The organism is Nocardioides sp. NPDC057767 (assembly GCF_042798275.1).
Classification (GTDB): Bacteria; Actinomycetota; Actinomycetes; order Propionibacteriales; family Nocardioidaceae; genus Nocardioides.
Window position 1 is genome coordinate 45,632 of sequence record NZ_JBHVKJ010000030.1, and the last position, 23,904, is coordinate 69,535.

21 protein-coding genes and 1 riboswitch are annotated in these 23,904 nt (G+C 69.5%); of the genes, 12 read left to right on the forward strand and 9 right to left on the reverse strand.

Annotated features, from left to right (window positions below; all coding sequences use genetic code 11):
• Positions 1-34: 34 nt before the first annotated feature.
• The 4 genes from ACFVDI_RS16690 to ACFVDI_RS16705 all read right to left on the reverse strand — a co-directional run bounded on the left by ACFVDI_RS16690 (position 35) and on the right by ACFVDI_RS16705 (position 3,906).
• Positions 35-895, reverse strand: a complete 861-nt coding sequence (locus ACFVDI_RS16690) for a C40 family peptidase (RefSeq protein WP_378906916.1) — start codon at positions 893-895, stop codon at positions 35-37.
• A 5-nt stretch (positions 896-900) separates the two neighbouring features.
• A riboswitch (cyclic di-AMP (ydaO/yuaA leader) is annotated at positions 901-1,072 on the reverse strand.
• A gap of 241 nt (positions 1,073-1,313) precedes the next feature.
• A complete protein-coding gene (locus tag ACFVDI_RS16695; RefSeq protein ID WP_040755281.1) occupies positions 1,314-1,994 on the reverse strand; it encodes a response regulator transcription factor in 681 nt (226 codons plus the stop codon).
• A 14-nt stretch (positions 1,995-2,008) separates the two neighbouring features.
• The gene (gene ligD / locus ACFVDI_RS16700) at positions 2,009-2,926 is read right to left on the reverse strand and encodes a non-homologous end-joining DNA ligase (RefSeq protein WP_378906918.1); all 918 of its coding nucleotides are present in this window, start codon (positions 2,924-2,926) and stop codon (positions 2,009-2,011) included.
• Positions 2,926-3,906 carry a DNA ligase gene (locus ACFVDI_RS16705; protein WP_378906920.1) on the reverse strand — a complete coding sequence of 327 codons (981 nt, stop codon included), beginning with the start codon at positions 3,904-3,906 and terminating at the stop codon, positions 2,926-2,928. The genes ligD and ACFVDI_RS16705 overlap by 1 nt, the downstream gene beginning before the upstream one ends.
• Positions 3,907-4,027: 121 nt before the next feature.
• Between ACFVDI_RS16705 and ACFVDI_RS16710 the strand changes: the two genes are divergently transcribed.
• From ACFVDI_RS16710 to ACFVDI_RS16740, 7 genes are all read left to right on the forward strand, one after another.
• A complete protein-coding gene (locus ACFVDI_RS16710) occupies positions 4,028-4,870 on the forward strand; it encodes a Ku protein (RefSeq protein WP_378906922.1) in 843 nt (280 codons plus the stop codon).
• A gap of 111 nt (positions 4,871-4,981) precedes the next feature.
• On the forward strand, positions 4,982-5,341 hold the full coding sequence (locus tag ACFVDI_RS16715) for a YciI family protein (protein ID WP_378906924.1): 360 nt from the start codon (positions 4,982-4,984) through the stop codon (positions 5,339-5,341).
• On the forward strand, positions 5,338-6,612 hold the full coding sequence (locus tag ACFVDI_RS16720; protein WP_378906926.1) for an RNA polymerase sigma factor: 1,275 nt from the start codon (positions 5,338-5,340) through the stop codon (positions 6,610-6,612). Before ACFVDI_RS16715 ends, ACFVDI_RS16720 begins: the two co-directional genes overlap by 4 nt.
• A 38-nt stretch (positions 6,613-6,650) precedes the next feature.
• A complete protein-coding gene (locus tag ACFVDI_RS16725) occupies positions 6,651-7,466 on the forward strand; it encodes an alpha/beta fold hydrolase (protein ID WP_378906928.1) in 816 nt (271 codons plus the stop codon).
• A 105-nt stretch (positions 7,467-7,571) separates the two neighbouring features.
• Positions 7,572-8,210 carry an arylformamidase gene (kynB, locus tag ACFVDI_RS16730; protein WP_378906930.1) on the forward strand — a complete coding sequence of 213 codons (639 nt, stop codon included), beginning with the start codon at positions 7,572-7,574 and terminating at the stop codon, positions 8,208-8,210.
• Positions 8,207-9,463 carry a kynureninase gene (gene kynU / locus ACFVDI_RS16735; RefSeq protein ID WP_378906932.1) on the forward strand — a complete coding sequence of 419 codons (1,257 nt, stop codon included), beginning with the start codon at positions 8,207-8,209 and terminating at the stop codon, positions 9,461-9,463. Before kynB ends, kynU begins: the two co-directional genes overlap by 4 nt.
• Positions 9,460-10,260 carry a tryptophan 2,3-dioxygenase gene (locus ACFVDI_RS16740; RefSeq protein WP_378906934.1) on the forward strand — a complete coding sequence of 267 codons (801 nt, stop codon included), beginning with the start codon at positions 9,460-9,462 and terminating at the stop codon, positions 10,258-10,260. The genes kynU and ACFVDI_RS16740 overlap by 4 nt, the downstream gene beginning before the upstream one ends.
• Before the next feature lie 102 nt (positions 10,261-10,362).
• On the opposite strand, the gene ACFVDI_RS16745 is transcribed toward ACFVDI_RS16740, so the two are convergent.
• From ACFVDI_RS16745 to ACFVDI_RS16755, 3 genes are all read right to left on the reverse strand, one after another.
• Positions 10,363-11,283 carry a methylenetetrahydrofolate reductase gene (locus ACFVDI_RS16745; RefSeq protein WP_378906936.1) on the reverse strand — a complete coding sequence of 307 codons (921 nt, stop codon included), beginning with the start codon at positions 11,281-11,283 and terminating at the stop codon, positions 10,363-10,365.
• A gap of 273 nt (positions 11,284-11,556) precedes the next feature.
• The gene (locus ACFVDI_RS16750; RefSeq protein WP_378906938.1) at positions 11,557-12,465 is read right to left on the reverse strand and encodes an HpcH/HpaI aldolase/citrate lyase family protein; all 909 of its coding nucleotides are present in this window, start codon (positions 12,463-12,465) and stop codon (positions 11,557-11,559) included.
• 129 nt (positions 12,466-12,594) lie between these two features.
• Complete coding sequence (locus ACFVDI_RS16755) at positions 12,595-13,167, reverse strand: ArsR/SmtB family transcription factor (protein WP_378906940.1); 573 nt, start codon at positions 13,165-13,167, stop codon at positions 12,595-12,597.
• A gap of 82 nt (positions 13,168-13,249) precedes the next feature.
• Here ACFVDI_RS16755 and ACFVDI_RS16760 point away from each other — a divergent pair, with 82 nt between their 5' ends.
• Entirely contained in the window at positions 13,250-14,551 is a 1,302-nt protein-coding gene (locus ACFVDI_RS16760) for an MFS transporter (RefSeq protein ID WP_378906942.1), read from the forward strand.
• A 57-nt stretch (positions 14,552-14,608) separates the two neighbouring features.
• Positions 14,609-16,714, forward strand: a complete 2,106-nt coding sequence (locus ACFVDI_RS16765; protein WP_378906944.1) for a collagen binding domain-containing protein — start codon at positions 14,609-14,611, stop codon at positions 16,712-16,714.
• On the opposite strand, the gene ACFVDI_RS16770 is transcribed toward ACFVDI_RS16765, so the two are convergent.
• Positions 16,674-20,624, reverse strand: coding sequence for an NAD-glutamate dehydrogenase (locus ACFVDI_RS16770; RefSeq protein WP_378906946.1), 3,951 nt, complete (start codon positions 20,622-20,624; stop codon positions 16,674-16,676). The two genes, ACFVDI_RS16765 and ACFVDI_RS16770, sit on opposite strands and share 41 nt — an antisense overlap.
• A gap of 184 nt (positions 20,625-20,808) precedes the next feature.
• On the opposite strand from ACFVDI_RS16770, the gene ACFVDI_RS16775 reads away from it, so the two are divergent.
• The 3 genes from ACFVDI_RS16775 (at position 20,809) to ACFVDI_RS16785 (ending at position 23,520) form a co-directional block, all read left to right on the forward strand.
• Positions 20,809-21,282, forward strand: a complete 474-nt coding sequence (locus ACFVDI_RS16775) for a DUF2505 domain-containing protein (RefSeq protein ID WP_378906948.1) — start codon at positions 20,809-20,811, stop codon at positions 21,280-21,282.
• A gap of 49 nt (positions 21,283-21,331) precedes the next feature.
• Entirely contained in the window at positions 21,332-21,808 is a 477-nt protein-coding gene (locus ACFVDI_RS16780; protein ID WP_378906950.1) for a DUF2505 domain-containing protein, read from the forward strand.
• 182 nt (positions 21,809-21,990) lie between these two features.
• Positions 21,991-23,520 carry a lysyl oxidase family protein gene (locus tag ACFVDI_RS16785; protein ID WP_378906952.1) on the forward strand — a complete coding sequence of 510 codons (1,530 nt, stop codon included), beginning with the start codon at positions 21,991-21,993 and terminating at the stop codon, positions 23,518-23,520.
• Between the two features lie 12 nt (positions 23,521-23,532).
• Here the strand turns inward: ACFVDI_RS16785 and ACFVDI_RS16790 are convergent, their stop codons facing one another.
• Positions 23,533-23,892 (reverse strand): DUF6912 family protein, encoded by a 360-nt coding sequence (locus ACFVDI_RS16790; protein ID WP_378906954.1) that lies wholly within the window; start codon positions 23,890-23,892, stop codon positions 23,533-23,535.
• Positions 23,893-23,904 lie beyond the last annotated feature (12 nt).

Here is a 23,904-nt window from a genome sequence, read left to right on the forward strand (position 1 = left end):
GTCGGAACGGGCCCCGAGACTGAGCCGCGAAGGTTCAGGCCTGGTGGATCGAGCCGGCGAACCAGCCGTCCCAGGCAGCCTCCTCACGAACAGCCGTACCCGGCTTGGGGGCGTGCAGCATGATCGCCTCGCCGTTCTCCCAGCGCAGGAAGATGCCGACGTGGTAGACGGGGCTGCCCCAGAACATCAGGTCACCGCGCTGGATCTGGTCGTTCGGGATCGTCGGCAGCGCAGCGGCCTGGTCCCGCGAGACCCGGGGCAGCTCGATGCCGGCGGCGCTGAAGGCGTACTGCGTCAGGCCGGAGCAGTCGAACGCGCTCGGACCGGTGGCACCCCAGACGTACGGGTCGCCGATCTGCTCCGAGGCGACGCTGATCGCCCGCTCGATCTTGCCCTGCTGGCTCGCGGCGAAGGCCTTGGCCTCCGCCTCGGCCCTCTTCTTCGCCTCCGCGGCCTTCTTGGCCGCGATCGCTGCCTTGCGCTTCGCCTCGGCGGCCTTGCGGGCGGCCTCGGCCTTGCGCTGCTGCACCTCGACAGCCCTTTCGAGCTGCTGGATGTCGGTGAGCATCGCCGCGGGGGTGGCCGAGACCTCCAGGGTCGGAGCCTCCACCACCTTGGCCGACTCGACGCTGGACTCGACGCTCGACTCGACGCTCGACTCGACGGACGTCGGCGAGGAGACCGGAGCGGCATTGGCGGCGGGGACCGCCACCAGGGCGCCGGCGGCGATGCCGCTGGCGAGGGTGATGCGGCCGGCGAGCTTGCCGTGGCCGCTGAGCGTCGTCCTGAGCTTGTCGATGGGCGATCCTGCGATCGTCCGTGCGGTCGAGCTGTTCGGCGACCGGAACGGGCGCGCGGTGCCTCGATGGGCAGGACGAGATACGGACTTGGACATGCGTGAGTTCCTTCCCACGCCTGCGAGGTGAGCTGTCGGGTTCGGGCTGAAAGGTGCCCGGCCATCCGTGGATGACTTCACCCCAAGCGACCGTCCGAGTTAGTCGCGTGGAACTTGGGTCCCCCGCTCCTGTCCCATACGTACTGCTGAGTGTGAGGGGTAAGGGGGTTCAGTAGTAGGGGCCGGCGTCCGGAGGGACAGGATTCGGCGTGTACCGGGGCCGGTCGTGCGTTGTGCACGGCTCAACCAAGGTGACACGCGATCTGGAGCGGATCCAATCCCGAATGCTCGCATCTTGGGCACATTCCGCGTGGTTACGCGTGTTTTTGCCGTCGTTTGTGAGTCATCTCACGCACTGAACAGTGGTTTGACGCCGTGTCGAACTTGCGGTTTCTCCCCTGTTTCGAGTCGGCTGCGCCTACTCTCCGGCTTCCAGCCGGAACCCGACTCCGCGGACCGCGACGACCTTCTCCTGGACGCCGGCCGCCTCGAGCTTCTGGCGCAGGCGTCCGACGGTGACGTCGAGGGTCTTGGTCGAGCCGTACCAGTTCTCGTCCCAGACCTCGGCCATCAGCCGGTCGCGGGAGACCACCTTGTCGCGGGAGGCGGCCAGCACGGCCAGGAGCGCGAACTCCTTGCCGGTCAGCGTCACCTCGCGCTCGCCGGCGTAGACACGGTGAGCGGCGACGTCGATACGCAGGGCGTCGTCGTCGGCGCCGGGCTCGACCGGGCCCGAGCGGCGCAGGAGCGCGCGGACCCGGGCCTGCAGGACGGCCAGCGCGAACGGCTTGGCCAGGTAGTCGTCGGCACCGGCGTCGAGGCCGACCACCAGGTCGATCTCGGCGTCACGGGCGGTGAGGATCATGATCCCGCCCTCGTAGCCGTTGTCACGCGCAGCCTTGCAGACCTCGAGCCCGTCCATGTCGGGAAGGCCCAGGTCGAGCAGCACGAGCTCGGCCTCGTAAGGGGGCGCGAGCAGCTCCAGCGCCTTCTTGCCGGAGTCGACCCAGGTGACGTCGTAACCCTCTCGCTGGAGCGTGCGCACCAGCGGAGCGGCGATGTCCTCTTGGTCTTCTACGACGAGCACGGAGTTAGACATGGAGAGAACAATAGTTACAGCCCCGTAGGGCTTGTGAAGAGATCCCCCCTTTCAGATAAGCGCGTGATCACATCGTTAGGTCCGAGCTGATCGATACCGAGCGGATCCTCCGCCCCTTCGGCGACCTCCTCCCACGTGATCGGGGCCGCCACCGTGGGGATCTCCTTGCCCCGCAGCGAGTAGGGACAGATCGTCGTCTTCGATCCCGAGTTCTGTGACCAGTCCAGGAAAACCTTGCCTGACCTGCGACTTTTGGTCATCGTTGCGGTGACTTTACGTGGATGGGCCTTCTGCAGGTCCTCGGCGATCTCCTTGGCCAACGCGGTGGCGACGTCCGGCTCGACGGGCTCCGGCAGGGCGGCGTACAGATGCACTCCCTTGCTCCCGCTGAGCACCGGCGTCGCGGCGAGATCACGGGCGCTGAGGGCTTCGCGCACCAGCAGGGCCACCTCGCAGCACTCCTGGAGACCGGCCGGCTCGCCGGGATCGAGGTCGATCACGATCCGGTTGGCGCCGGCCGGGGTGCCGTCGGCACCGACGGTCCACTGGTGGACGTGCAGCTCCAGCGCGGAGAGGTTGGCGGCCCAGGTGAGCGCCGCCAGGCTGTCGAGGATCGGGAAGGTCAGCGTGCCTTCCTTGTGATCGGCGGCGCGGGAGCCGGTGGTCGGGACGGTGACCGTGCGGACCCAGCTCGGGGTGCCGGCCGGGGCGTTCTTCTCGAAGAACGACATGTCCCCGACGCCGTGCGGCCAGCGGATCCTCGTCACCGCGCGATCCTCGAGCTGGGGAAGGAGAACCGGCGCGACCTGGGCGTAGTAGTTGAGCACCTCCCCCTTCGTCATCCCGGTGCGCGGGTAGAGCACCTTGCTCAGGCTGGTCAGGGTCAGGACGCGGCCGTCGACCTCGACGCGTACCTCTTCTCGGTCGACCATCACAGATCCTCCGGCTCGATGTCCTCGCGGATGCCGATGAAGCTCGGCTGCCGCAGCCGGCCCTTGTAGCTCGCTGCCGCCACCGCGGTGCCGTGGGTCTCCACCTCGACGACGAGGAGCGGCTCGACCCAGTGCGTGCCGCGCGCGTCCACGGACGGCACTCCCCCGTCGGGATCGACGTCGGGCCCGGCGAAGGGGTTCCGGTCGCTCTCGCGGAGCAGCTCCCCGAGGCGCTGTGCCCGCTTGCCGGTGATGCCGCTGCCGACCCGCCCGCGGTAGATCAGGCCGTCCGGCGTCGGCTGACCGACGAGCAGGGCGCCGAGACGCTCGGTGCCGCCCTCGGTGCCGACCTCCGGGCGCCAGCCGCCGACCACGAGCGAGGCCCGGTAGCGGTGGGCCAGCTTCACCCAGTCCTTGCTCCGCTCGCCGGGCCGGTAGCGGCTCCCGCGCCGCTTGGACACGATGCCCTCCAGCCCCTGCGCCTTCGTCACCTCGTGGAGCATGTGGCCGTCGTCGTAGGTCGCGGGCACCTGCCACGAGCCCAGGTCTCCCTCGGCGTGGACCGCCTCGAGCACCTTGCGGCGCTCGGTCCAGGGCTCGTCGATGAGCAGCCGCCCGTCGAGACGGAGAAGATCGAAGACCATGTAGGTCGCCGGGATCCGCTCCGCGAACCGCGCCGCCCGGCGGACGTCACGGTTGTGCATCCGGTCCATCAGCACCCGGAAGTCGGGGAGCCCGGCCTCGTTGAGCGCGATCACCTCGCCGTCGACGACGATGTCGCGCTCCGGGCCCGTCGCGATCTCGGGCCAGGCAGGGGTCGCGTCGTTGTCGTTGCGCGTGGTCAGTCGGGTCTGCGTACGTCCTTGCTCGGACTCTCCGATGAGCCGGATGCCGTCCCACTTCACCTCATGGACCCACTCCTCCCCCGGAGGTACGTGGCTGCCGGGCGTCGCCAGCATCGGACGCAGCATCGAGTGCATGAACCCATCTTGCTTCATCTCCCGGACGTGCGTGACGGCTCTGACGTGGGTGAATGGGGTACCGGTATCGGCAGATCCGACAGATACTTGGTGAGTTCCTACCGACTGACGAGGGGTCCGCATGCGTGCGATCTGGAAGGGCGCTGTCTCGTTCGGGCTGGTCAGCGTGCCTGTGAAGCTCTATTCGGCGACGGAGTCCCACGACGTCTCGTTCCGTCAGGTGCACCAGGCCGACGGCGGCCGGATCCGCTACCAGCGGATCTGCTCGATCGACGGCGAGGAGGTGCCCTACTCCGAGATCGCGAAGGGCTATGAGACCGAGGACGGCGAGATGGTCGTGCTCACCGACGACGACTTCGCCAACCTGCCGACGACCTCCTCGCGCGAGATCGCGGTCGAGAAGTTCGTGCCGAGCGACCAGATCGACCCGATGCTCTTCGAGAAGAGCTACTACCTGGAGCCGGAGAACACCGGGATCAAGCCCTACGCGCTGCTGCGCCAGGCGCTCCTGGAGGCCGACCGGGTCGCGCTGGTGACCGTCGCGCTGCGCCAGCGCACCACGGTCGCGGCGCTGCGGGTGCGGCCGACCGACAACGGCGACGTGATCGTGCTGCAGACGATGATGTGGCCCGACGAGATCCGGGTGCCCGACTTCAAGGTCGAGGCCGGCGAGATCAAGGACTCCGAGATCAAGATGGCCAACATGCTCGTCGAGACGCTCGCGGGCGACTTCCACCCCGAGGAGTTCTCCGACGACTACGCCAGCGCCGTCGAGGAGATGGTGAAGGCCAAGATCGAGGGTGGCGAGGTCGAGCGGACGCCCACCTCCACCAAGACCTCCGGCGAGGTCGTCGACCTGCTCGCCGCCCTGCAGCGCTCGGTCGCCGCGGCGAAGAAGTCGCGCGGCGAGGAGGTCCCCGAGGAGGCCGGGGAAAAGCCGAAGAAGAAGTCGAAGGCGTCCTAGAGCAACACCTACCGAAATTCCTGGTGCGGCCGTGTCGAAAGCGGCAGGCTCTTCTCGACGCGTAGGCGACGGCGCGCGACGGACGCGTCGCCGACCTGCAAGGAGAAGCAGATGCGCTACATGATGTTCGTGAAGATGGACCCCAACGCGGGACCGCCCCCGGCCGCACTGATCGAGGCGGTGGAGGCCGAGATCAAGCAGCAGTACGCCGACGGCGTCCTGCTCGATGCCGACGGGCTCGGCCCAGCGGTGGAGATCCGGCTGACCGCCGGAGAGGTGACCCACGTCGACGGCCCGTTCGCCGAGGCCAAGGAGGTCGCCGGCGGGTTCTCGCTCTTCGAGGTCCGCTCGCCGGACGAGGCGATCGAGCTCGGGCGCCGGATGATCCAGCTCCACGAGGAGCTCTGGCCGGGACAGGACGTGGCCGTGGAGATGCGGCCGCTGTTCGGTCCGCCGACGCCGGCTGAATGAGCTCGACTACCGAGGACGCGATCGTCGCGGTCTGGCGCAACGAGTCCGTACGTCTCCTCGCTGGGCTGGCGCGGATGACGCACGACCTCGACCTGGCCGAGGACCTCGCCCAGGATGCCCTCGTCGCGGCCTTGGAGCAGTGGCCGCACGAGGGCATCCCTCGCAACCCCGGAGCCTGGCTGATGTCGATCGCGAAGCGGCGCGCGATCGACGGGTTCCGCCGCGACGAGGTGCTGCGCCGCAAGGTGGCGCTGCTCGGACACGAACTGGAGGAGGGTGAGATGCCGGACCTGGCCGCCGCGGTCGATTACATCGAGGACGACGTCCTGCGGCTGATGTTCCTCTCCTGCCACCCCGTGCTGGCGCCCGACTCGCGCACGGTGCTGACGCTGCGGCTCGTCGGCGGACTGACGACCGCCGAGATCGCCCGGGCGTACTTCGCCAAGGAGTCGGCCGTCGGGCAGCGGATCTCGCGGGCGAAGCGCACCCTGACCGAGGTCGGGGCGTCGTTCGAGCTCCCGGTGGGCGAGGAGCGGGCGGCTCGTATGCGCGAGGTCATGCAGACGATCTACCTGGTCTTCAACGAGGGCTACGCGGCGACGTCGGGGCCGTCGTGGACCCGCCCCGAGCTGTGCCTGGAAGGAATGCGGCTGGCCCGGATGCTGGCCGCGCTCGCTCCGGGCGATCCCGAGGCGCAGGCGCTGCAGGGGCTGCTGGAGATCCAGGGCTCGCGGCTCGCGGCACGGGCCGACGCCGATGGTCACCCGGTGCTTCTCGAGGACCAGGACCGGACCCGCTGGGACCAGCTGCTGCTGCGTCGTGGCCTGGCTGCAGTCGACCGTGCCACCGCGCTGGCCGCCTCCGGCACCCCGGGCGGGAGCTATCTGGTGCAGGCGATGATCGCCGCCTGTCACGGCCGCGCCCGGCGAGCCGAGGACACCGACTGGGCCGAGATCGCCCGGCTCTACGATCTCCTCGCCTCCGGTGCCCCGGGTGCCGTCATCGAGGTCAACCGGGCCGTCGCGCACGGGCGGGCCTTCGGTCCGGGCGCCGGGCTGGCGATCCTGGCGGCACTTCCCGAAGGAGCTCTTGCGGGGTCCCATCTTCTCGCCGGCGTACGCGGGGATCTGCTGCAGCGCGCCGGGCGCCACCGCGAGGCCGCGGCGGCGTTCGACGAGGCGGCGTCACTGACCGGCAACGCCGGCGAACGCGAGCTTCTCGAGAGACGTGCGGCCGCGTGTCGAAGAGCCGAGGCCTCGTCCGACGCGTAAGTATCTCGACGACCACCGCGACAGAAGTGAGCGACATGATGACCAAGACCACCTTCTCCGCCGACGGCACCACGATCGCCTACGACGTCGTCGGCACCGGCCCGGCGCTCGTCCTGGTCGACGGAGCGATGTGCTACCGCGACTTCGGGCCCTCCAAGGAGCTGGCCGACGCGCTCTCGGACCGGTTCACCGTCTACCGCTACGACCGCCGCGGCCGGGGCGGCAGCAACATCGCCAAGCCCGCTGCCGCCGGCACCATGGAGGCGGTCGAGCAGGAGGTCGCCGACCTCGGAGCGGTGATCGAGGCTGCCGGCGGCCACGCCCATCTGCTGGGCCTGAGCTCCGGCGCCTTCCTCGCCCTCGAGGGCGCCCGGGCCGGCCTTCCGATCGACAAGATCGTCGCCTACGAGGCGCCCCTCATCCTCGACGACACCCACCGGCCCAACGACGCCGACCTGGCGCAGCAGGTCGAGAAGCTGATCGAGAAGGGCAGGCGGGCCGCCGCGATCGAGCGGTTCATGCGCGTGGTCGGGATGCCGTGGATCGCGGTCAAGATCATGCGCCTGACCCCGGCCTTCAAGAAGCTCACCCCGGTCGCCCACACGCTGACCTACGACCTCGGCATGTGCGTGCCGTTCCAGCAGGGCGTCCCGCTGCCCGGCGGCTACTTCAAGAACGTGTCCGCCCCCGTGCTGTCGGCGGCCGGCAGCAAGAGCCCGGCCTACATGACCAACGCCCAGCAGGCCATCGCCAAGGCCGTTACGGACGGCCGCTACGTCGTCCTCGACGGGCAGAACCACATGGTCAAGGCGTCGGCTCTGGCTCCGGTGGCGACGGAGTTCTTCACCGCCTGACACGCCGAGTCGGCGGGATTATCGGTCACGATGCGCCGACTCGACGGGATGACCTGTCACGACGCGCGGGGTCGACGGAAAATCAGGTCGTCTAGGCTGCGGAACATGGCGCAACTGTGGGACATCTCACCACCCGTTCACGTCGACTCGCCGGTCTTCCCCGGCGACCACGCGACCGAGGTCGGCTGGACGTTCCGGATCGGCCCCGGCTGCCCGGTGAACGTCGCCGAGATCTCGGTCTCGGCGCACGTCGGGGCGCATGCGGACGCACCGCTGCACTTCACCGACGGCGGCACGCCCGCAGGCGAGATGCCGCTGGAGCCGTTCCTCGGCCCGTGCCGAGTGATCGACGTGTCCGGGGTGCGCCCGCTGGTCACCCTCGATCACGTCGACGTCACCGACCTGCCGCCGCGCGTGCTGTTCCGGACGTACGCCACCCAGCCGACGACCTGGGACGACGACTTCTGCGCGCTGGACCCCGCGTTGATCGACCTGCTCGCCGCGAACGGGGTCCGGCTGGTCGGCACCGACGCGGCCAGCCTGGACCCGTCCACCTCCAAGGACCTGCCGGCGCACTTCGCGACACACCGTCACGACGTACGCATCCTGGAGAACCTGCTGCTCGACGAGGTTGCCGCGGGCGACTACGAGCTGATCGCACTCCCCCTCAAGCTCACCACCGCCGACGCCGCGCCCGTGCGGGCCGTGCTCCGGGCGATCACCACCCAGGAAGGTGCCGAATGAACCGCGACGACGCTGTCGCTCTCGACCAGGCCGACCCGCTGGCCCCGCTGCGGGACCTCTTCGACCTGCCGGAGGGGACCATCTACCTCGACGGCAACTCGCTCGGGGCGCTCCCCCGCGCCACCGCCGGCCGCGTGGCCGAGGTGGTCACCCAGGAGTGGGGGCAGGGGCTGATCGAGTCATGGAACACCGCCTCCTGGATCACCCTGCCGCAGCGCGTCGGCGACAAGATCGCCCGGATCGTCGGCGCAGGTGAGGGCGAGGTCGTGGTCGCCGACTCGACCTCGCTCAACGTCTACAAGGTGCTCGCCGCGGCGCTCTCGATCGCCGCTGCCGACTCCCCCGATCGCCGGATCGTGGTCAGTGAGCGCAGCAACTTCCCGACCGACCTCTACATCGCCTCCTCGCTGTGCCGCGACCGCGGCTACGAGCTCGTCCTGGTCGACTCCCCGTCCGAGATCGAGGCGTGGCTGGACCGGACCGCGGTGCTGATGCTGACCGAGGTCAACTACCGCACCGGCTACCTGCACTCGATGGCGTCGGTCACCGCGCTGGCGCACGAGCACGGCGTGCTCGCCGTCTGGGATCTGTGCCACTCGGCCGGTGCCGTGCCGGTCGACCTTCGCGGAGCCGACGCCGACTTCGCGATCGGCTGCGGCTACAAGTTCCTCAACGGCGGCCCCGGTTCGCCCGCGTTCCTGTGGGTCAACCCACGCCACGTCGACCGCTTCGAGCAGCCGCTGTCGGGCTGGATGGGCCACGCGGCGCCCTTCGAGATGTCGCCGGGCTACCGGCCGGCGGAGGGAGTCTCGCGCTATCTGTCCGGCACGCCTGCGGTGATCGGGATCTCCGCCCTGGAGTGCGGCGTCGACACGCTGCTCGCCGCCGAGCCGCACGGCGGTCTCGAGGCGCTCCGGGAGAAGTCGCTCGCGCTGACCCGGCTCTTCGCCGACCTCGTCGCGTCCCGGCTGCCCGGGTTCACGATCGAATCACCGCTGGACGACACGCACCGCGGCAGCCAGCTGTCGCTGAGCATCGGCGGCGCCGGGGCGTACGCGATTGTGCAGGCGCTCATCGAGCGCGGCGTCGTCGGCGACTTCCGCGCAGGAACGCCGGACATCCTGCGCTTCGGCGTCACCCCGCTCTACACCCGCTACGTCGACGTCTGGGATGCCGTCGACCACCTGGTCTCGGTGATGGACGACGACGAATGGCGCGACGAGCGCTTCTGGACCCGAGGAGCAGTGACATGAGCAGCACGCAGGATCTTCCGATGGACTACTCCGACTACCTCCACCTGCCGGAGGTGCTCGGCGCGCAGCATCCCTTGTCGGGGGACCACAACGAGATGCTCTTCATCGTGCAGCACCAGGCGATGGAGCTGTGGATGCGGCTGGCGCTGCACGAGCTCACCGAGGCGCAGCGGCTGCTGGCCGAGGACGCCGTGCGCCCCGCGTTCAAGGGGCTCGCCCGGGTCTCGCGGATCATGGAGCAGCTCGTGCACGCCTGGGACGTGCTCTCGACGCTGACCCCGACCGAGTACGACAAGTTCCGTCCCTACCTGGCCACCGGCTCGGGATTCCAGTCGTGGCAGTACCGCTGCATCGAGTTCGCGCTCGGCAACAAGGCGGCCTACACGCTCCGAGCCCACGAGGGACGGCCGCACGAGACGGATGTGCTGGCTGCGTACGGACGGCCCTCGCTCTACGACGAGTCGCTACGGCTGCTGGCCAGGCGCGGCTTCCACATCCCAGCAGACCATCTCGACCGGGACTGGAAGCAGGAATACGCCGCCTCCGACGCCGTCGAGGCCGCCTGGGGCGAGGTCTACCGCGACCCCGAGAAGCACTGGGACCTCTACGAGCTCGGCGAGGAGCTGACCGACCTCGAGACCGCCTTCCGGGTCTGGCGGTTCCGGCACGTGACCACCGTCGAGCGGATCATCGGCTTCAAGCCCGGCACCGGCGGGACCTCCGGGGTCTCCTACCTGCGCAAGCAGCTCGACATCATCCTGTTCCCTGAACTGTGGGCGATGCGTACTGGGCTGTGAGTCTGTTCGTCTAGGTATGCAGGGCAACCGTCACATCCCTGGCGGAACTCCGCACGGGAAGTGGCGGTTCGGCTGCATACCTAGACGAACATCCCGGTCGACTCAACGCTCGAGCTTGCCGCGGAGCCGTTCGGCGAGACGTACGGAGGCCTCGATCTCGACCTTGCGGATCGAGACGGACTCGATGTTGATGCCGAACGGCACCCCGAGCTGGCGGCAGAACGACATCAGCTCGATCGCGGTGGCCTCCGCCTGCTCGAGCGAGGCGTCGAGGGTGTCGGTGGCGTGGCGCAGCTCGTTCTCGATCCAGCGCGGGACGTCCACACCGAGCCAGCGGAGGAACTCCAGGGTCTTCATCGAGCCGCACACGGAGAAGGTGAACACGATCGGCACCGGCTGCAGCCCACGGGTCTCGCACTCGTAGCGGTAGTCGGAGACGAGGTTCTTGGCGGCGTTGACGTCGTAGACGACCTGGCTCACGAAGTAGGAGCAGCCCGCCTCCTGCTTCGCGATCAGGCGAAGGTGCTCATCACCCTTGGCCGTGTGTCGCTCGGGGATCGCGACGGCTCCGAGGAGCAGGTCGGGGTTGATCTCCCTGCGGATCTCCTGGGCGCGGCGCAGGCTGGTGGCGACGCGCTTCTCGCCGGAGGAGGCGCCGACGAAGACCGACAGCGACCTGGCCGGGTCCTGGGTCTTGACCCAGTCGCGCAGCGTCGGCTCGTCGTACTTCCCGGTGGCGCGGTAGACCACGGCCGGTACGTCGAGACCGGCGAGGTTGCGCTCGAGGAACTCGGCGGGGTCGAGGGTGCGTACGAACGGGAACGGCCGCTCCTCCGGGTTGCGGTCGGACTCGTCGTCGATGTCGTAGAGGATCAGCCCGTCGACATCGAGCGGCCGGATCCGCTCGAGCGTGACCTCGGCGATCTGCTGCACCCTCTCGGGCTCCGTCGTCACCCTCGGCGGGGTGACCGCGAAAAGCAGAATCTCGCCGACCCGGTCATTGATGCGCTGCTGCAGATCCACGACATCAACGCTAGCCGAGGGCGCGGGGCCCGGCGGCTCTGTCCCACCCCAGCGCGCCGAGTCGGCGCAACTGCCCCGCAGATACATGCCCACTCGGCGCGTCTGTCCCGTATCCCAACGCCGAGTCGGCGCAGATGTCCCAGCTGAGAACGCCGAGTCGGCGCATCTGCCCCAGCCGCATGGGACAGATGCGCCGACTCGGCATGATTTTGTGGGACATCAGCGCCGACTCGGCGTGGATATCTGGGGCAGACGCGCCGAGTCGGCGGTGGGTCAGTAGACGCTCGGACCCGAGGCCGGGGCGTCGTAGGTCTCGGTGTCCGGCTTGATCTTGAACAGCTCGGCACGGCGCTTGATCGTCTCGGCGCGAGCCAGGCGGGGCTTGTCGCTGCCGTCGCGGATGACGCGGCCACCCTCCTCGAACTTGTGGAGGAACTCGTAGGCCCAGGTGACGTCCGACGGGGACGGGCTGAACGACTCGTTGATCACGGCGGGCTGCTCGAGGTCGAGGCAGAGCTTGCCGGTCATACCCATCGCGACGCCGTCGGCGCCCTGCTCGCGGAGCAGCGGGTGGCTGCTGCCGACCGTCGGGCCGTCGATCGGGCCGGGGAGGTTGCCGATCCGCGAGGCGAGGACGAGCTTCGTCCGCGGGTAGGCCATCGCGAGCGGGTCGTTCTCCGCACCGGTGTCGCGGCGGTAGTCGCCCGAGCCGAACGCGAGTCGGTAGGCACCGCGGGCGCGCGCGATCGTCGCGGCATCCTCGATCCCCAGCGCCGACTCGAGCAGCGGAATCACCGGGGTCGACCCGCCGAGCCGCTGGAAGGTGTCGGTCACCTGGTCGGGCGACTCGGTCTTCGCGAGCATCACCCCGGCGAGCGTCTCGATCCCGGCCAGCGCCGCGAGGTCCTCGCTCCAGTCCTCGGTGGTCCAGTCGTTGATGCGTACCCAGGCACGGCCGCCGCCCTTCAGCCAGCTGGTCACGTTCTCGCGGGCCTGCGTCTTGAGCGAGGTGTCGATCGCGTCCTCCATGTCGAGGATGATCTGGTCCGCGCGGCTCAGCTGTGCGTCGTCGAAGATCTCGGTACGCATCGCGGAGACCAGCAGCCAGGACCTGGCGTTGTGACCTTCGACTCGGTTGGCTTCGCGCACCTCGCGCTTCTCGGCGATCTGGGTTGTGCTCATCGTTCGCGTATCTCCCTACTGGCGTCCTGGGCTGGGCGCATTTGGACGGTAAACCAACGCGCCGGTGACTCGCGAGTAGGAAGCCTGCGGGCCGACATGGTTGAGACGTAACCCACATCGGCGCGCACGTCAGGCCGAGTCATCCTCGCCGGCGAGGTCAGGCATCGGCTGGATGAGCTGATAGACGGAGTAGAGCTCCAGCTCGTCGTCGGACCGGCGACCGGCCTCGCGGTAGCGGGCGACGACCTCGTTCAGCTCCTCCTGGAGCCGCACGGCATCATCCTCGGAGAGCCGCAGGGAGGTCTCGGACACGATGCGCTTGGCCGGGTCGTCATCCCGGGAGATCTGGAAAGCCAGGTCGACCAGGTGATGGCCCCGGGCCACGGAGTTGCGCTGGAACACCGTGTAGGCGGCCTCGCCTCCGGGCTGCTCGACGATCTCCCGGGGACTGATGGTGATGTCCTCGTCGACGAGTCGCCAGACGCGGTCCCGCTTGTCACGACCGGCGTCGGGGGCGACCTCGACCAGGCCGTACTTCGCGAGCTGACGCAGGTGGAAGCTGGCCTGGTTGGCCGGGATACCGGTGCGCTTCGCGATGTCGGCGGCCCGGAGGGAGCCCGCTGCGGACAGCTCGTGCAGCACCCGGTTGCGCGTCGGGTGGGCGATCGCGCGCAGGATCCGCGGGTCGTCGTAGGTGGCCATGGCGCCACCCTAGCCGAGTCTCGCACCATTTAGTGCGCAACAAGTATTGCGCAATATATCTTGCGCAACTTATGGTGCGGATATGTCCTCCTACCGGGCGCTCGCCCGCAACCATGACTTCACCGCGCTGTGGGTCGGCGCCACCGTCGCCGAGCTCGGGACCCGGGTGAGCATCTTCGCGATGCCGCTGGTCGCCTATGCCATGACCGGATCGGCCTTCTGGGCGGCCACGGCCGAGGCGGCCCACCTCGTCGGCATGGTCGGCATGCTGCTCCCCGCCGGGGTGATCGCCGACCGCCGCCATCGCCTGCGGATCATGCGGCTCGCGCACGGATCAGGGGCGGTGCTCTACGCCTCCCTCGCGATCGCCGGCCTCCTCGGCTCGCTCACCCTCCCCCACCTGCTTCTCGTCGCCCTCCTCACCGGAGCGCTCAACGGACTCTTCCTGCCAGCGGAGAACTCAGCGATCAGGTCGGTGGTCGCGGCCGATCAGCTGCCCACGGCGCTCTCCCAACAGCAGGCCCGTCAGCACATCGCCGGCCTGCTCGGTGGACCGCTGGGCGGCGCACTTCTCGGGATCTCCCGATGGGCGCCCTTCGCCGGCAACGCCATCGCGTACGCAGCGGGCTGGCTGCTGCTGGCACGCGTCCGCGCCGACCTCTCGGCGCCTCCGATGGCGGCCCGGGACGGCGGACGGAAGCCACTGGCCGACCTGCTCGTGGGGTTGGACTACAGCTGGCGGCAGCCGTTCCTGCGTACGCTGCTCCTGTTCAGCCCCGCCATCAACCTCGCCATCAACGCGCTCTTCTTCCTCGCGCTGCTGCGGCTCGTCGAAGCGGGTTTCCCGGCATGGCAGATCGGGCTGGCGGAGGCGGCCATCGGCGGCTGCGGGATCCTCGGAGCGCTGGCCGCACCGTGGTTGATCGACCGGCTGCCGACCGGATGGCTGACGATCCTCGTCGCCTGGAGCTTCGTGCCGCTCTCGATCCCGTTGGCTTACTGGACGCACCCCGCGGTCATGGCTCTGGCCGCCTCGGTCGGGCTCTTCCTGAACCCCGCAGGCAACGCCGGCATCGCCGCCTACCGGATGGCGACCACTCCCCAGGAGCTGATCGGGAGGGTGCAGGCCGCTGCGCAGTTCGTTTCGATGCTCTCGATCCCGCTCGCGCCGGCGCTGGCCGGGTCGCTGCTCGCCGGTGTCGACGGCACCGCGGCGGTCCTGGCGGTGGCCGCGCTGACCGCCGCGGCGGCCCTGATCCCGACCCTGGCCCGGTCGGTCCGGTCCATCCCGCGCCCCGCGCAGTGGCAGTCCGCATCGTCGAACGATGCCAACCTTCACCACACGCGTGATTCAGAGCGCAAATCTCAGGTAACGCTCGGATAGCCTTCCCAAGTCCCCCAACGTGACGTTTTGCTCCTCGGAAGCAAAGGATCCCCTCCCATGTTCAACCGGGCCTGCCTGGCGTTGGCGCTATTGGCCGGAGTGTTCGTCACGGTGCTGTCGGCGGCACCGGCTCACGCGATGACCGACTCGTGGGCCGAGTGGGCGCCCATCTCCGGGACGTCGAACGACTACTCCACGACGATGACCCAGCAGGCGGCCGGCTTCCCGGCGGCGCAGGTGGCGAGCGACTCCCGCGCGAACGTCGCCCTCCCCAGCGGCGCGTCCACGTTCCTCGACGCAGGCACACCTCCGGGAGCGAAGTACGGCTCCAGCCGCGGGTCCGCCTACATCAACCTGCGCCCGAAGGCGGACACCTCGAGCGGCGCCTCGACCACGACGTACACCTTCGCCAACCCCACGCCCGACACCGGCTGGGCGTTCGTGCTCGGTGACATCGACTCCGACCAGGTCCAGGTCCGGGCGACCGATGAGGACGGCGAGGACGTCCCGGCAGCGGCGATCTCCGCGTGGTTCCAGGGTTCGTTCAACTACGCCGGCGGCGCCGACCAGCCGACCTGGAACCCGGCCACCTCGACCCTGACCGGAAACCCGACCGCCACCGACACCAACGGCGCCAGCGGCTGGTACGAGCCCGACATCCGTCTGACCAGCCTGTCCTTCGTCTTCGCCCGTCGTGCCGGGTTCCCGGTCTACCAGACCTGGTTCGTGAGCCGGGCCCGCCCGATCGGCGGCACGGTCACCGACGTGTCGACCTCCGGCTCGTGCCCGGTCGAGGACTCGGTCCTCACCCTGGTCTCGCCCTACGGCGAGGCGCTGGCGACCACGAGCCCAGCCCCGGACGGCACCTATTCCTTCGGCGAGTTCGCCACCCAGGACGGCTACACCGTCCGGCTCAGCCAGCCCGACGGGTGCGCGACGGTCGGGCAGACCGAGGCGACCGTCAGCAACCGCGGCAACGACGGCGACCCGGCCTCGCGAGCCGACTTCGACGTACGGCAGGTGATCCCGCAGCCCATCAGCGGCACCGTACGCGACGACGCCGGTGCCCCGGTCCCGGGTGCGACCGTGACCCTCACCCGGCCCGACGGGACCACCGCGACCACGACCACCGGCACCGACGGCAGCTATCTCTTCGACGACATCGAAGCCGGCACGGGCTACTCGGTGACCCTCACCGTGCCCGCCGGCTACACCGCGGGCCCCGACGGGACGACCCGCCCCGACATCACCGTCGACGCCGTCCCGATCACCGACCAGGACTTCGTGGTCAACCAGCTCGCCAGCGTCTCGGGCACGGTCACCGGCGGCGGCAACGGTCTCGGCGGCGTCCAGGTGCGTCTGGTCCCGGCCGACGGCGGCGAGCCGATCACGACCGTCACCGACGGTGACGGCAACTACGCGCTCGACGGGGTGCCACCTGGCGACTACACCGCCGAGATCGACGCCCCCGAGGGCTACTCGGGTCCGACCACGCGGCCGGTCACCCTGGCCACGGCCGACGTGACCGGGGTCGACTTCGACCTCGCCCGTCCCGGAGCGATCGGCGGGCGGGTCACCGACGCCTCCACCGGAGACCCGATCGCCGGGGTCACCATCACCGTCGACGGGCCCGACGGCCCGGTCACCGTCACCACCGACGACGCGGGCGGCTACTTCGTCGATGACCTCCCGCCGGGCGACCACACCATCACCGTCACCGCGCCCGACGGGATGCGGGTGGTGGGTGCGGCCTCGCGTACGGTCACGATCACCTCGGCCGGCGAGATCCACGGCGGCCAGGACTTCCGGGTCGACGAGATCGCCTCGCCGAGCCCGACCCCGGACCCGACACCGACCCCGGACCCGACTCCCACGCCGGACCCGACTCCCACGCCGGACCCGACTCCCACGCCGGAGCCGACCCCGGACCCGACACCGACCCCGGACCCGACCCCGGATCCCACCGTCGCACCGACCCCGGGCGGAAATGAGAATCCGCCGACGGCCCCGAACCCGGGACCGCCGACGGAGACCTCACCTCAGAGCTCGTTGCCCGACACCGGCGGCCCGTCGTGGGTGTTCGCCGCGCTCGGCGTCTCGCTCCTGCTCGCCGGCACCGTGCTCACCGTGACGGCGCGTCGACACGCCCGAAGGAACGGTTGACCTCTTCGTTGACCGCCGAGGTCGCCCAGATCTCCCGCCGCAGCGGGTGATCCACGATGGCCTCGGGGAACCGCTCGCGGATCGGAGTCGGGAAGTAGGCCACCAGGCGCTGCGTCCGCTCCGGATCCTCGGCGGGGTCGGGAAGGCCCTCCGCGACCAGCTCGCGCCGGCGCTCGATCTTGGTCCAGGCGAGCACGACGGCGAGCTCCGGGGCGGTGAGCCCCTCCCCCGCCTCCAGACGGCGTGCGACCTCGGTCGAGGACGGCAGGCCCTCGACGTCGCGGTCGAGTACGCCGGCAGTGACCCACTCCGCGATCTGGCGCTCGTGAGCCTCCAGGAGCTGCGGCGCCGAGGCGACCGCACGGGTCAGGGTCACGTTGTGGGCCTCGTTGTCGGCCAGGACCAGCGCGGCGACCTCGTCGGTCATCTCCTCGAGGAGCTCGTCTCGCGCGGCCAGCGTGAGTGAGCCCCCGCGTACCTCCCGGTCCAGCAGGATCTTGAGGTTGACCTCGTGGTCGGAGGTGTCGACACCGGCGGAGTTGTCGATCGCGTCGGTGTTGATCAGGCCGCCCCTGCGAGCGAACTCGACCCGGCCTGCCTGGGTGATGCCCAGGTTGCCGCCCTCCCCGACGACCCGCACGCGTAGTTCGGCGGCGTCCACCCGGACACCGTCGTTGGCGTGGTCGCCGGCATCGGCGTCGGTCTCGCTGGAAGCCTTGACGTACGTCCCGATCCCGCCGTTCCACAGCAGGTCGACCGGCGCCCGCAGGATCGCGCTGATCAGCTCCTGCGGCGTGAGCCGCTTGACGTCGGCCGACAGGCCGAGAGCCTCGCGCACCTCGGGGCTGATCGGGACCCACTTCAGCTGTCGCGACCACACGCCGCCACCCGCCGAGATCAGCGAGGTGTCGTAGGACTCCCAGGTCGACCGGGGCGTCTCGAAGAGCCGCGTCCGCTCCTGGAAGCCCGTCGCCGCGTCGGGCGTCGGGTCGATGAAGATGTGCCGGTGGTCGAAGGCTGCCACCAGCCGGATGCGGTCCGAGCGGAGCATGCCGTTGCCGAAGACGTCGCCGGACATGTCCCCGACGCCGACGGCGGTGATCTCGTCGACCTGCGGGTCGATACCGAGCCGCTTGAAGTGGTGCTGCACCGAGACCCAGGCGCCGCGCGAGGTGATGCCCATCGCCTTGTGGTCGTAGCCCGCCGAGCCCCCGGAGGCGAACGCGTCGCCGAGCCAGAAGTCGTACTCCGCCGCGACCGAGTTGGCCAGGTCGGAGAAGGTCGCGGTGCCCTTGTCTGCCGCGACGACCAGGTAGGAGTCGTCGGCGTCGTGACGCACCACGTCGGCCGGCGGCACGATCTCGCCGTCGACCCGGTTGTCGGTGACGTCGAGCAGACCGCGCAGGAACGTGACGTAGGCGTCCGGCCCGGCCACGCCCTTGGGGACGAAGCCGCCCTTCGCGCCACCCGGCACGATCACGGTGTTCTTGACCTGCTGCGCCTTCGCCAGGCCCAGCACCTCGGTGCGGAAGTCGTCGCGCCGGTCGCTCCACCGCAGGCCACCACGGGCCACCGCGTCGAAGCGCAGGTGAACGCCCTCGACGTCGGGCGAGTAGACGAAGATCTCGTACGCCGGCCGCGGCAGCGGCAGGTCGGGCAGCTGCTGCGGGTCGAACTTGAACGAGAGGTAGTCGCGCCCGCGGTAGTAGTTGGTGCGCGTCGTCGCGAGGATCGCCGTGACGTAGCTGCGCAGGATCCGGTCCTGGTCCAGGCTGGCCACGTCATCGAGAGCCTCGATGATGGCCTCGGCCCGCTTGGCCTCGTCGCGTGCCGTGAGCGAGGGGTCGAAGCGGGTCTCGAACAGCTCCACGATCTGCCGCGCGATGCCCGGGTTGGTGCACAGCGCGTTGCCGATCGAGAAGAACGAGCTCGGGGTGCCGGCCTGGCGCAGGTAGCGACCGTACGCACGCAGCATCGTGACCTGACCGTGGTCGAGGCCCGCCAGGACGAGCGCGTTCAGCCCGTCGATCTCACTGCGCCCGGACCAGGCCTGGTGCAGCGCTGCGACCAGCTGGGTGGGCGTGCCGGCCGGGGTGCCGGCGTAGGCGAGGCCGAAGTCGTAGATGAACCACTCCTCCGAGCCGGACGTGCCGACGCCCTCCAGGTCGTAGGGCCGCTCGTCGGTGACCTCGAAGCCGAACGAGGACAGGATCGGCAGCATCAGCGACAGCGAGAGCGCGCCGCCGGTGCGGTAGATCTTGATCCGGAATCCGCCGGGGCTCTCCGGGTCCTTGTAGAAGGAGAAGTCGACCGCCTCGCCCTGGTGCGAGAGCAGCTCCAGGCGGGTCAGGTCGGCGGCGCCGGTGTCGGCGTCGAAGTCCTCCTTGTAGGCCTCCGGGAACGCGTCGAGCACGTGCGAGAGCCGCGCCGCGCCGTCCTCCCCGGCGTGGGCGATGACCGCGCTGACGAGGTCGTCGCGCCAGCTCCGGGCTGCCTTGCGCAGCCGGGACTCCAGGCTGTCGATCAGCCCCGGGGTGTCCAGGGCCTTGCCCAGCGACTCGGTGGTGCCGTGCACCACGAAGTGCACCCGGGCCGTGGTCGACTCGCTGATGCGTACGGTGAACTCCAGGTCGGTGCCGTCGAGCGCTTCGAGGAGCACCTTCGAGAACCGCTCGCGGACCGTCGTGTTGTAGCGGTCACGCGGCAGCGAGACGAGGACCGAGACGTAGCGGCCGTACGTGTCGGGCCGGACGGCCACCCGCAGGATGCGGCGCTCGATCGCTCCGAGCGCAGCCTCGGCGAGGTCGATCAGCTCGTCGGTGGAGGCGTGGAAGAGCTCCTCGCGCGGGTAGGTCTCCATCGCGTCGAGCATGGCCTTGCCGGTGTGGCTGCGGCGGTCGTAGCCGGTGTGGTCGAGGACCGCGGCGACCTTGCCGCGGACGACCGGTATCCGGGTCACCGACTCCCGGGCCGCCTTGGTGGTGAAGAGCCCGAGGAAACGGTGCTCGCCGATCACCTCGCCGGCGCCGTTGAAGATCTTGATGCCGACGTGGTCGAGGTAGGCGGGCTCCCCGACGGTCGAGCGGGAGTTGGCCTTGGCCAGGACGAGCATGACCTTATCGCGGGCGTGGGCAGCGACCTTCGGCGGCATCTTGCCGTGGTCGGGGGCCTGCGGCGGGTCGGCGCGCAGGATGCCCAGGCCGGTGCCGGAGCGGCCGCGCAGGTAGTCGCCGTCGAGGCGGTACTCGCGGTAGCCGGTCAGCAGGAAGTGGTCCTCAGCCAGCCAGGCCAGCAGCTCGGCGGCCTCGGCGGCCTCCTCGCGCGGCACGCTGTTGGGCGGGGTGTAGCGCAGGCCGGCCGCGATCTCCGCCAGCCGGCGGTGCAGCCGCGGCTCGTCCTCGACGACCTCCCGTACGTCCTCGAGGATGCCCTCCAGACCCGCGACGATCTCCTTCGCCGCGTCGGGGGCGAGACGGTCGATCTCGATGTGCATCCAGGACTCGCGGACGTCACCTTCGTTCACCCCCTCGAGCGCACCGGTCACGTCACGGGCGACGTCGATGACGGGGTGGACGACGAGATGGACGTCGAGGCCACGGCGGTAGAGCTCGGTCTTGACCGAGTCCACGAGGTAGGGCATGTCGTCGACGACGATCTCGACGACGCTGCGGCCTCCGGCGGACCAACCGTCTGCGGCGGTGGTCGGGGTGAGGATGCGCACGGCGGCGGTGCCTTGCGGGCGTCTGGCTGCCAGGGCCAGATGCGATCCCACCGCGCCGGCGAGGTCAGCCTCGCTGCGACCGGTGAGCTCCTCGGGGGCTACGTGGCGGAAGTAGGTGGCGCTCGGCAGGCGGAACTGCTGGACGTTCTGCGGAGCTTGGACAGGTTTGATATGCGTCTCCGTTGACACACCTCTCACGGTATCCCGGCAGGGCTCCGGATAGGCCGCCGCGTCCAAAGGAATCGCCGATGTGAGTCATAGGCGGATGGCCGGCCGTTGACCCCTCGGTAAAGAGCATACTCAAAGAATGTGTCGGTTCTCTCGGCGGCATCACTGGTGACTCCGAACCATGTAGGCGTCATGATGTGTGTTCATGAGCAAAAAGCTGTCGGTCGACCTCTCCTATGACGCCCCGATCGCAGCCGTCTCCGGGATGCTCGCCGACGCGACGTTCCGCGAGCAGGTCTGCGACGCCCAGCACGCACTGTCCAAGAGCGTGGCGATCACGGGGTCGACGGTGAGCATCCGCTACGAGCAGGCGGTCAGCGGTGTGCCCGGGTTCGCGAAGAAGTTCGTGGGCGAGACCATCGAGGTGCACCAGGACGAGATCTGGTCCCCCGACTTCGCCTCCGGCGACCTCAAGCTCACCCTGCCCGGCAAGCCCGGCTCGCTGGCCGGCACCGCCCGCCTGGCGGAGAACGGCACAGGGACCATCGAGACCGTCACCTTGACCGCTACCGTGAATGTGCCCCTGGTCAGCGGAAAGCTGGAGGATCTCATCCTCTCGATCTTCAAGAGGGCGCTCGAGAAGGAGCATGAGGTGGGCACCCGCTGGCTCGCCGGCTGAGCCACCTCATCCCGTCCCAACCCGCAGAAGAGCCTCAAAGGATTCGGCAATGACGACGACCCTTCAGCACGAGCTCGTCTACGACGCCCGCATGCGCGAGGTGTCCGCGATGCTCGCCGACCCGGGCTTCCGTGAGCAGGTCGCCGACGCCCAGGGCGCGCTCCGTCGACGGGTGACCATCGGCGGCGCGCCGCGAGAGGTCCGCATCGACCGTGTGCAGTCCACCATCGGCGTACCGTCGTTCGCGAAGCGCATCGTCACCGGCGACCTGACCGTCCATCAGAACGAGGTCTGGTCCTCCGACACCGTCGCCGTCGTCGACATCACCGTCCCCGGAGGCCTGGCCACGCTGCGCGGCAACATCTCGTTGTCGGAGTCCGACGGGCGAACCACCGAGAGCGTGCGACTGAACATCAAGGTGCCCGTGCCGCTGGTGGGGGCCAAGCTCGAGGAGTACGTCGAGGAGCTCATGCTCAAGGCCTTCGACCTCGAGCAGGCGGTCGGCGCGGCCTACCTCTCTCGCTGAAGATTCTCACCGATCTGGTGCAACCGGACTGAAAAGTCAACCGTCCCCATATGTGCCCGGCACTGAGTTGCCGGCATTCAGGTCTCGGATCAGGAGGGATTCGGGCCACTCATGAGGGGGCATTCTCGATGGTAAAACCTCGTACTCGCACGCGGCAGCTGGTCTCAGCCGGCATCGGGCTGGTGGCAGCCGCACTCGTCGTCACCTCGACGGTGACGGCGAACTCCGGTCCCGCGAGCGGTGCCACCGGCAAGGGAACACTGAAGCTCGTCGCCGCCGCCGACACCGTCCAGGTGGAGGCCTGGGAAGGGACGGCGTACTTCCAGCCGTCGGTCTGGCTGGCCGCCTATGACGCCGCCTTCGAGTTCCGTGCGAGCCACGCGGCCTACGACGAGCCGGTCAAGCTGACCAAGACCGTCATCCGCGGCAAGAAGCGCAGCACCACGACCGCGCCCGCCTCGATCGTCGACGGGATGAAGGGGTTCAAGGACGGTCTCCGGGTCACGCTCAAGAACAAGTCCGGCAAGGTGATCCTCGACGACACCCGGCCGCTGTGCCCCGGTGGCTACGACCGACAGCGGGTGCAGACCGACGGCGCCACCGGTCCGGTCTACCCCGAGTTCTGCGGCGGCAACTGGTTCACCAAGGGTGTCCTCTACGGGATCGAGCGGGGCATGGCGGTCCCGACCGTCTCCGACCTCGAGTTCGAGACCAAGGGCGAGACCCGGCTCACCATGACGATGAGCGTGAGCAAGCCGGTCGCCGACTTCCTCGGACTGCCGAACGCCAGCCGCACCGCCAAGCAGAACCTGGTCATCGTCGACGGATGCCGCGAGGGCGGCTGTGAAGGCGAGGGCGAGGGCAGCATGGGCATCATGGCGGCCCACGGAGCCGACGACGAGCAGGGCGCTCGCACCGTGGTGCCGCGAGAGCTGCTGGAGGGCGGCGAGAACGGCCGTGGCCGCCTCCCGCTGGGCGGCGCTCTCGGCTCCATCAAGCCGGGCAAGCCCACGAAGGACACCCTGCCCGACCTCGTCTCCGTGCCCGCGTGGCAGATCTCGACCGAGGTCGACGAACAGGGCATCGACCGCCTCAACTTCGCCGCCAACGAGTGGAACGCCGGACCGGCGCCGATGATCGTCGAGGGCTTCCGCCGCGGCACGTCACCGGTGATGGACGCCTACCAGATGTTCTACCGCGACGGTGAGCAGGTCGGGGTGAAGCGCACCGGCACGATGGAGTTCCACGAGGCCCCCGAGCACAACCACTGGCACTTCCTCGACTTCGCGAAGTACGAGCTGGTCGACGCCAAGGACAAGGTCGTCACGACCAGCGGCAAGCAGTCGTGGTGCCTGGTGCCCACCGACCCGGTGGACCTGACCGTTCCCGGAGCGACGCTGCGGCCGGGCCAGACCGGCCTGGAGTCGGCCTGTGGCGAGAAGTCCGCGCTCTGGCTCCGGGAAAGCATGCCCGCGGGCTGGGGTGACACCTACAACCAGTCCCAGACCCAGGCCTTCGATCTGAGCAAGGTCGAGAACGGTACGTACCGGATCAAGGTCACCGTCAACCCCGACGGCAACCTCTACGAGCGCACGCGCTCGAACAACGTCAGCTACCGCACCATCACCATCGGCGGCAAGGCCGGCGCCCGCACCGTGAAGGTCCCGCCCTACCAGGGTGTCGACACCGAGACCTGGTGGAACGAGGACTGATCCCCGACTGGGTCAGCCGGCGCTGATCTGACCGATGAGCTGCGGGATCTCCTGGGTCGCGAACCAGCCCAGGTCCTCATCGGGATCGGCGTCGGCGGGCCGGTCGGCCAGGTCGGCGTGGACGGCGGCGACGAGCTTGAGCGGCACCACCTGGTCCCCCAGGGCGGCGGGCGCGTCCACGACGACCACCACCCGGCGGCCGGGACCGGCCAGGAGCGCCGCCGAGTCGTCGGCGGCGCTCATCAGGGCTGCGTACTCGGCCTCTTCGCTGTCGTCGGGAGCGGCGTAGCCGTCGGCGGTGCCGGGCAGCTCGCCCTTGGCGTACCAGTCAGCGAGCAGCGCGAGCGTGGCGGGTACGTAGATGCGGGTCACAAGACCGGATTC